We start from the raw sequence: 8,159 nt of genomic DNA, 5'->3' as shown, positions 1-8,159 counted from the left end.
TTAGCGATTACTTAACAGTTGCGTCAAGTTCAGCAAGACGTGCGTCAATGATGTCTAAGACAGCTTGGCGGTTGTCAGCTTCTTCCAAGTCATATTGTTGCAAGTCAATTTTAATCTTAGGTGAAGCATCGTACTCTTCGTACCACTTTTGGTAAGCGCTCCACATCTTGAAGTAGTAACTACGAAGCTCGTCGTTATCTTCAAATTGTTCATAATCACGACCACGCTTCTTAATACGGTACAAAATCGTATCAAAGTCAGCGTCGGCGAATACCATCAAATCAGGACGTCCCTTTTGCATAGTTTGGATTTCAGACATCATGTTGTTTAACAAGGTCATATAGACATCCAACTCAGCATCAGAGATATTTCCTTCGCGGTGGTTTTCTTGTGTGAAGAGGGCATCTTCGTAAATTGAACGATCAAGGACATTGTTGTCGTCGGTCAAGGCCTTCTTAATCATCGCAAAGCGCTTGTTCAAGAAGTAAATTTGCAATAGGAATCCATATTGCTTTGGATCAGCGTAGTAAAGTGGTAACACTGGGTTTTCCCCAACGGGTTCAAAGAATGCTTGCGTCCCCAAATGCTTTGCAATCAAATCAGTCAATGTCGTCTTACCAACACCAATCATACCTGCCGTGATAATCACCATGGTAGTCCTTCTTCCTTCAGAATTTTGTATCTTTATATTATCAAACCACGCAATTGTGTTTGATTTGCTGTTAACTATCTTAGCCAAATTTTGAAATTATATCAACGGCTTGACAAATAAAAAACGTCTGCCATACCGGCTAAAACCGCGGTAGACAGGCGTTTGTTTTAAAGTTAAATGTATGTGTCTATTGTGTGACGAAATTCAACGTTCGGAATTAGTCCTTCTTTGTTGCCAAAGCATCACGGATTTCTTGCAAAACGCCCAATTCAGTTTCAAGAACCGTTTCCTCTTCTTCTTCAACTTCCTTGCTTGTCAAAGCTTGTGCCTTACGAACACCCTTCAAGATGAGGAAGACTGCAAAACTTGTCAACAAGAACGTAATCAAAGTTGAGATAAAGGCCCCAATCTTGATGTCGGCTGACCCGATGTGCCAAACGATAGCAGAAAATGAAATTGATCCAGTTACGATACCAACAAGTGGCATAATCAAATCATCAACAACTGACTTAACAACAGTTTGGAAAGCAGCTCCCATAATAAAGGCAACTGCCAAATCCATCACATTTCCGCGCATAATAAAATCACGGAATTCGTTCATAAAACTACGCATAATATACTCTCCTATGTTCCTTTGGTAAGCTAATTATACCTGTACCGTATTTGGGACAGCAAGTAATAACGTTTAACCACATAAACAAAATTTTGAGAAAAAGACATATTTCTAATAAAACGGCCGAATTGCAGTCGTTCTTTGATACAATGACTATTGGAATAATAGGGGGTATTTAAAATGGTTTACAAAATGTTGGTTTCTGATTTAGATGAAACGCTATTAAATGATGACGGTACGGTACACGCGGACAATTTGGCGGCAATCAAGACGGCTGTGGCTCATGGCTTTAAGTTCGTGCCAAACACCGGTCGTTCCTTTAACTCGGTACAAGCGTTGCTGAAGACGTTGGGGTTGTATGACCAAGCGGGCCAGTACGTAATTTCATATAATGGGGCAGCAATTGTTGAAAATAAGGACAATCAAGTACTTTTGACACGGGGCATGGACCGCGAATTAGCTGCACAAATTTTCCGGGCAGGTTTGGTTAATGACCAGGTCGACGTTCATATTTATACGGTTGACACATTGTTTATTTACAATATTTCACCAACTGATAAACAGTATATGGCTGAACGTGGGGTGCCTTACGAATTGATGGCAAGCGATGATTTGGCTTTCTTGGCGAACGAACAGCCCGTTATGAAAGTTATCTTTGAACATCCTGATCAAGCGGTGCGTGAACAGATTCGGGATGCTGTCTTAGCTGCGGTTGGTGCGGATGCTGTTGAAGCAACGTTTTCATCTTCACGATATGTTGAATTTAATACGAAGGGTGTTGATAAGGGGTCAGCTTCGTTGTTGCTTGGTGAAAAACTGGGTATTCAGCGTGATGAGATTATCGCAGCTGGGGATAATAATAATGACCTCAAAATGTTGACAGCGGTTGGCTTGGGGGTTAGTGTTGCCAATGGTATTCCGGCGGTGCAAGAGGCCGCTGCGGTTGTCACTGAGCGTACAAATAACGAAGGTGCAATTGCAGAAATTCTTGAAAAATACGTACTGAAGGACTTTAAGTAAAAATGGGATTAGCAATTCAGGTTGGTGCCAGTGCCGTTGTCATGGTGCTGTTCATCGGGTTAGCGTACGTAGCGAAAACGTTTATGTGGCCACTTTGGCTGTCAATCATCGTGTTCATTTTGGCCTTTGTGGCAGTGACGGTGTTGATGACACTTTTAACAATGGCCTTGCGCCCGAAAAAGGAGGATGACGATTAGCATGAAAAAGGAAACACTTCGCAATATCGGTAACGGTTTGATTTGGATTGTGGTCGGTATCATCCTGGATTTTGCCATTCAAGTGTCGGGCATGTTTGCTAACCGTGGTGCTGCAAGTATGCTCCACGTGTCCAAAAATAATATCTTACCAATTCTGTTGATGCTGTTCTTTGTGGCTGTATTTACGACAATTACGGTGTTAGTGATGCTGTTTGCGGTGCGAAAAAAAGCGCCTAAAACGGGTTTTCATCCATTTAGAAGTGAAAAAATTGGTTGGGTCGGTAAGGGTTACCTGATGATTTTAGGCGCTGGGGCTGTGTCAGGCCTGCTGCAATATGTATTTACAGGTGGTCGGGTGACGGCGACGAATCAGGCCGCGTTAGAATCAATGGCTAAGGCTGGTGGTGCCTCGCTGCTATTTGTCATTCTGTTGGCTGTTGTAGTAGCACCGTTGGTCGAGGAACTTATTTTCCGTGGTGTCGTCTTAAATTATTTTTTTAAAGATGGACCGTGGTGGCTGAATGTGGTGCTTTCTGGTGTCCTTTTTGGGTACTTTCACGTCTTTCAACAATTCCAATTTTTACCAATGATCCAGTATTCACTTATGGGGGTTGCGTTGGCGGTTGTGTACAAGAAGACTAAGCAGATTCAGTATTCGATGTTGACACATATGCTAAATAATAGCGTTGCGGCCATTAGCTTAATTAGTATGGCTTTGCATCATTAAGGTAAAACGGCATTTCGATGCCGTTTTTTGCATATACCTGGTGTTTCGAAAATGCAACACAAAAGGTGTCTTTGGCACTCCCTTTCTCAGTGCAAGAAGCGGTACAATTAGATAAACTAATACTTGTAAATAGTAAGTAGATTTAATATAAAAACGGACGAAAGAGGATTTTGCACATGGCATTCATGGTTAATTTGAAGGAAGTTTACATCGATCCAGCTGACGTTGAAGCATACTTGACGGAGACGGCAAGCCTTTGGCAAGGTGAAGAAGATAACTACGAGAACGACGCTGTGACATCACAATTCATGGACTTTGTGTACAACAAGGACACGGATGACGCACACTTCGCTTTCGAAGCTGCTGAAAATGAATTGGTGATGCGTAAGGGTAAGGACTTCTACCAATTGATTCGTCAAATCCGTACGAAGGTAGACTCAGAAGTGCCTGCTGATGTCACACCATTGGTCGCACAAACGATTAACCAAAACGTGCAACAAAACTTGCGTATGCGTATGCAAATGGTAAATGGACCTTTCGCACAAACAACTTCACGTGGCTACATTGCCCGTCAACAAGCTGAAGGTAACAACTAATGAAATTGGGCTGGCCATTGTTGGCCGGCCCTTTTTTTCACAGTTAAGCTGATAAATATTCTATGATGACAATAGAAAGTCGAGGTAAATGTGATGTATATTGAACTAGATGATTATGCGATGAATCGTTTGATGAATAATTTTGATCCCAAGACACAAGTGGTTTTACTAGCAGCTGAAGATGGTATCAGTCCTTACAATGATCCGTTGGACATTACAATGGAAACGAGTTTCACAATTAACATTGTTAACAACGATGCCCCATATCAACGATGGTTTGACATGCCGGTTGAGACGAATGCAGGTACCTGGTATATCAAGGCAACGTCTAAGTCGTTGCTTGCTGATAAGATGCAATTACGCAAGAAGAATAACTTCGGTGGTTTGGCATTGGATTCAGTGGAACAAGGGCGCTTGGTTGAGAGTGTGGCAATTAAGGATGCAACGTCCGTTGATATTGCGGCATACGATGCAAATCAAAATGGACCTGAAATCCACTAAAAAACAATAGTTTGTCAGCGCATTCTTCATGATAAGTGACTATAATAGTAACTGTACTAGGGGAACGATCATGGAGGATAAAAATATGACAGAGTATTTACATGTAACGTTTGGGTCTCGAACTGTTTTACAAGACGTCCGCAACCAACACCTTGATCACAAATTACTGCTAACAGTAGATGAAGAAGACAAGGAACGCTACCAGTTGCTTGAAAAGACCACTAATAAGAAGTCAATTTTTGCGATGCCAACCACGTATGAAATTCTGGCTGAACGTGGTGATACCAGCGACTTGCGTGGTTGGATGAATTTCACGTTTATCACGTTAAATGATATGGAGCGTGATAATTTTATTCGACGTTACCAAGCGTATGAAGAAGGCATGACAGAGCCGGGCTTTATTAGTTCTTATTTGTTGCAACGAAACGATAATTCACATCAAATTGTGATGTTGTCAACGTGGAACATGAAGACTGATTGGGAAAATTGGCAAGCAAAGGAAGATTTCCCGCTACGCCAATACGAGAGCAGTAATTCACTATACGGTTTGATGCGCAAACAATATAGTTTTGCAGCCTTCTCAAAGCAGGTCTTTTAATAAAAGTATTCAATAATGGCTAATAATCTGGTATAGTTATTACTGTTATTGATATGCCGTTGTGGCGGAACAGGCAGACGCGCACCGTTCAGGTCGGTGTGGGAGCAATCCCGTGCAGGTTCGATTCCTGTCAGCGGCATTCTTATTAATATTTAAAAACCCCGTTTTACCGGCTTAAGCGCTGATATGACGGGGTTTTTCTTTGTTTTTGTTTAGGCTGTTTTTACCGTGATTTACCGTAAATTTGCTACAAATACCAAACCATTTGCTACAAATTTGCTACAACAATGCATCAACGACTGTTTTTTTTCTAAATCGCAAAAATGGTAAAAAATAAGCACGCGGATAATTACTTAACCACATATAATAATAGGTGTGGTATGAGGCATTTTTAAGGGAGGATGCCAAGTAATGCAGTGGATGCTGGAGAAGAAAGAGAATGAAAAAATCGAGCTGTTAGCGTTTTTGAGAGAGCAACTGACAGCCGATATTTCAGTTAAAACGGTGGGCGAAGCGCTGGGGTGGTCAAAGTATTTAACCATCACAGTTGCACACCAGTTAGCTGAGGATTTAATGACAATTTACGATGATGAAGAAGAACCGTTGTTGTCAGTACAACAAGACGATAAAATGTTGCACATGCCGATGTCGCGTCACGTTAATACGGACGCTGTGATGTTGGTGTATTTACGCGAATCACTTTATTGGACGTTTATTAAAGAAGTGTTTTTTGAAACAATTACGTCATACGAAGATTTTGCGGAACGTTTTTTGACAACGGTCAGCACAACCCGCAATATTAAGCGCTATGTGGTGAAACATCTGGCGCCACTTGGTATTGGGATTGATGATGAGTACCGCTTTACGGGCGACGAATCGGCCATCCGGGTCTTTTTTTATCGACTCGCGCTGCGCTTTTTTGGAGATCGTGAGTTTCCGTATGGTGAGGACCTGAAAATCCAAGCAGATGCTGGGATTGATCGGTTAGCGGCTGCGATTATGCCGAAGTCGTATATTCGTGATTCAAAGCGAATTGCATTGCGCTTTTACTATACGATTGCGGCATTACGTGTGCGTACGGGGCATTTCGTCGATCCACACAATTTGGATAATGTCTTACGCCCAAATGATCAAATGGATGCGTTAACGCAGGCGTTGATTCAAAAGATGGTTGCTGATTCATTAACGCACGATACGATTAATGAGGCACAGGCTATCGACGAGGCCCGTGAAACCCTATTTTATTTGTATGCGTTAAATATTGTTGGAGAAACTGATTGGTTCGGCAATTTGACACCGACGTTACAACAACGACTAACCGCCATTGTTGGTGTGATTGGGCAGTACCATGAACAATATTTTAATGCGTCAATGTCGGCAGCAAGTGCAAAAAAAATCAAACGTGATTTATTTGCACCGGTCCTGACATTCGAATTGTATGCCCGTGATAGTGGTCATCGTCGCCGGTTTGATTTACGTGAGGCCTACCGGATGTATCCAGTCTTGGTTGAGATGGCACTCAATGTCAGTCGTGAGATAGCGCCGCTTGTTAAGCAACCGGTTCGTGACGCAGAAGAGTTATTTTTTAGTTATCTCTTTACAGCGTTTGTGGCTCATTTTGAGCCTGCCGTCATTTTTCCGCCGATTAAAGTCGATATCGATATTACCTATCGCCCGGCATTAGAAGTCATTTTGAAGCGAATGATTGCGGGAATGGCGGAGTTTAATATTGTGTTTACCAATCGTTTCGAAGACGACGTCGACTTGGTGATTTCAGATGCCATGTTGACCGATGTGGATAGTCGTTATCGATTTGATTGGCAACATTTACCAAATGTCAAAGAACTTGAACAATTGCGGACGCGCCTTTCTGAACTGAAAGCACAGAAGTTTGCGACCCGGTTCGAGCAACTTGGAATTGCTGAATAGTCAGTCATAGCGTGCATTTGCACGCTTTTTCTTTTTTGAGAAAAATTATTACATTTTGTAATTAGACCCCACCGGTTATGATAAAGGTGTCGAAAACAGGAGGACGTTTTCAACAAAGTACTTGTCACGAAGAATGGGGAAAGAAGAATGACAAAGAAGACAGTAACAACACTTTTGACGGCTACATTGGCATTGAGTGTATTGGCACCTTCAGCATTTGCTGACTCAGCCGTATACTCAAGTAACGCAAAGGTAACATTTGAAGCAACTACGGATCCAACGGCACCAATCGACCCTGACAATCCAGATAACCCAGCGCCTTCAAAGCCTGAGAATCCTGATGGAACGGATCCAAATCCTGGTACGGCTGGACCACTTTCAATCGATTTTGCCTCAAGCCTAGATTTTGGGACACAAAAGATCGCATCAACTGATCAAACTTATACAGCTGCTGCACAAAAGTTTGCAGATGGACACACGGGTTCTAACTATGTTCAAGTAACAGATAACCGTGGAACTGATGCCGGCTGGAACTTGTCAGTTAAGCAATTGGGACAGTTTAACGACGGCAAGAATGATTTGACTGGGGCAACGATGACATTTAACAATGCTAACTTGGTTGCCAGCTCGAGCACAACGGCGGGAACACCAGGTAAGTTGTCACCAAAGTTCACGTTGACACCTGGTGTATCAAAGTCAATTGTTGATGCAGCAGCTAACCAAGGTCAAGGAACGTGGGTTGACCGATTTGGGGATGATAAGTCAGCAGATTCATCAATCTCATTGGCGGTGCCAGGTGCGACGACAAAGCGTGCCGCAGCATACACGTCAACATTGGAATGGACGTTGGCAGAACGTCCAGCCGGTAGCGTTGACTAGTAAAATCACATATTTGAATCGTCGTTTTGGCGAAAAAGACATTAGTCCCACAAACGATGACGTTTGTGGGATTTTACATATCAAGAGGGGAAACAGAGAAAATGAAAATTGGTAAAATTTTAGGCCTAACAGTGTTGGCAACACTTGGTCTACTTGTTGGTGGTAGTCAGACGACAGAGGCAAGCGTCTACACCTTTTCAGTGGTACCGGAATTACCAGAGAACCAGCTTGCAAAAAAGGCGGGCTATTTTGATTTGATGGTTAATCCAGGTGCGACCCAGGATTTAAAACTTAAGTATACAAATAATACGGATCACGCCGTCACGGTGAATGCTGATGTGACAACGGCAACAACGAATGGTGGTGGTGAAGTTGATTATGAGGGGGATCAAAAGAAATTAGACCCAACGCTAACAGCCAAGACCCAGGACATGATTACGGTACCAC

At 42.6% G+C, this 8,159-nt stretch carries 11 protein-coding genes and 1 tRNA gene; 10 read left to right on the top strand and 2 right to left on the bottom strand.

What is annotated here, in order from left to right; all coding sequences use genetic code 11:
- Positions 1-7: 7 nt before the first annotated feature.
- Together WEIDD23_RS09120 and mscL are read right to left on the bottom strand one after the other, a co-directional pair.
- A complete protein-coding gene (locus WEIDD23_RS09120; RefSeq protein ID WP_010372451.1) occupies positions 8-652 on the bottom strand; it encodes a deoxynucleoside kinase in 645 nt (214 codons plus the stop codon).
- Between the two features lie 217 nt (positions 653-869).
- Complete coding sequence (gene mscL, locus WEIDD23_RS09115) at positions 870-1,265, bottom strand: large conductance mechanosensitive channel protein MscL (protein WP_010372453.1); 396 nt, start codon at positions 1,263-1,265, stop codon at positions 870-872.
- 180 nt (positions 1,266-1,445) lie between these two features.
- On the opposite strand from mscL, the gene WEIDD23_RS09110 reads away from it, so the two are divergent.
- The 10 genes from WEIDD23_RS09110 to WEIDD23_RS09065 all read left to right on the top strand — a co-directional run.
- Positions 1,446-2,285 (top strand): Cof-type HAD-IIB family hydrolase, encoded by an 840-nt coding sequence (locus tag WEIDD23_RS09110; protein ID WP_010372455.1) that lies wholly within the window; start codon positions 1,446-1,448, stop codon positions 2,283-2,285.
- 2 nt (positions 2,286-2,287) lie between these two features.
- Positions 2,288-2,482 carry a hypothetical protein gene (locus WEIDD23_RS09105; protein ID WP_010372458.1) on the top strand — a complete coding sequence of 65 codons (195 nt, stop codon included), beginning with the start codon at positions 2,288-2,290 and terminating at the stop codon, positions 2,480-2,482.
- A gap of 1 nt (position 2,483) precedes the next feature.
- Positions 2,484-3,209 (top strand): CPBP family intramembrane glutamic endopeptidase, encoded by a 726-nt coding sequence (locus WEIDD23_RS09100; protein ID WP_010372460.1) that lies wholly within the window; start codon positions 2,484-2,486, stop codon positions 3,207-3,209.
- Between the two features lie 176 nt (positions 3,210-3,385).
- Positions 3,386-3,805, top strand: a complete 420-nt coding sequence (locus WEIDD23_RS09095; protein ID WP_010372463.1) for a hypothetical protein — start codon at positions 3,386-3,388, stop codon at positions 3,803-3,805.
- A 93-nt stretch (positions 3,806-3,898) separates the two neighbouring features.
- Complete coding sequence (locus WEIDD23_RS09090; protein WP_010372466.1) at positions 3,899-4,306, top strand: iron-sulfur cluster biosynthesis family protein; 408 nt, start codon at positions 3,899-3,901, stop codon at positions 4,304-4,306.
- A gap of 85 nt (positions 4,307-4,391) precedes the next feature.
- On the top strand, positions 4,392-4,904 hold the full coding sequence (locus WEIDD23_RS09085) for an antibiotic biosynthesis monooxygenase (RefSeq protein ID WP_010372469.1): 513 nt from the start codon (positions 4,392-4,394) through the stop codon (positions 4,902-4,904).
- A gap of 55 nt (positions 4,905-4,959) precedes the next feature.
- A tRNA-Leu gene (locus WEIDD23_RS09080) sits at positions 4,960-5,043 on the top strand.
- 272 nt (positions 5,044-5,315) lie between these two features.
- On the top strand, positions 5,316-6,833 hold the full coding sequence (locus WEIDD23_RS09075) for a helix-turn-helix domain-containing protein (protein WP_010372472.1): 1,518 nt from the start codon (positions 5,316-5,318) through the stop codon (positions 6,831-6,833).
- 147 nt (positions 6,834-6,980) lie between these two features.
- The gene (locus WEIDD23_RS09070; protein ID WP_010372475.1) at positions 6,981-7,712 is read left to right on the top strand and encodes a WxL domain-containing protein; all 732 of its coding nucleotides are present in this window, start codon (positions 6,981-6,983) and stop codon (positions 7,710-7,712) included.
- A gap of 101 nt (positions 7,713-7,813) precedes the next feature.
- Positions 7,814-8,159 (top strand): WxL protein peptidoglycan domain-containing protein (locus WEIDD23_RS09065; protein ID WP_197458868.1); only part of this gene is annotated, 346 nt, incomplete at its 3' end.

Origin of the sequence: Weissella sp. DD23, assembly GCF_001579105.1 — a bacterium.
In the GTDB taxonomy this organism is placed as follows: domain Bacteria; phylum Bacillota; class Bacilli; order Lactobacillales; family Lactobacillaceae; genus Weissella; species Weissella cibaria.
This window is presented reverse-complemented; position numbering and strand designations above follow the sequence as displayed.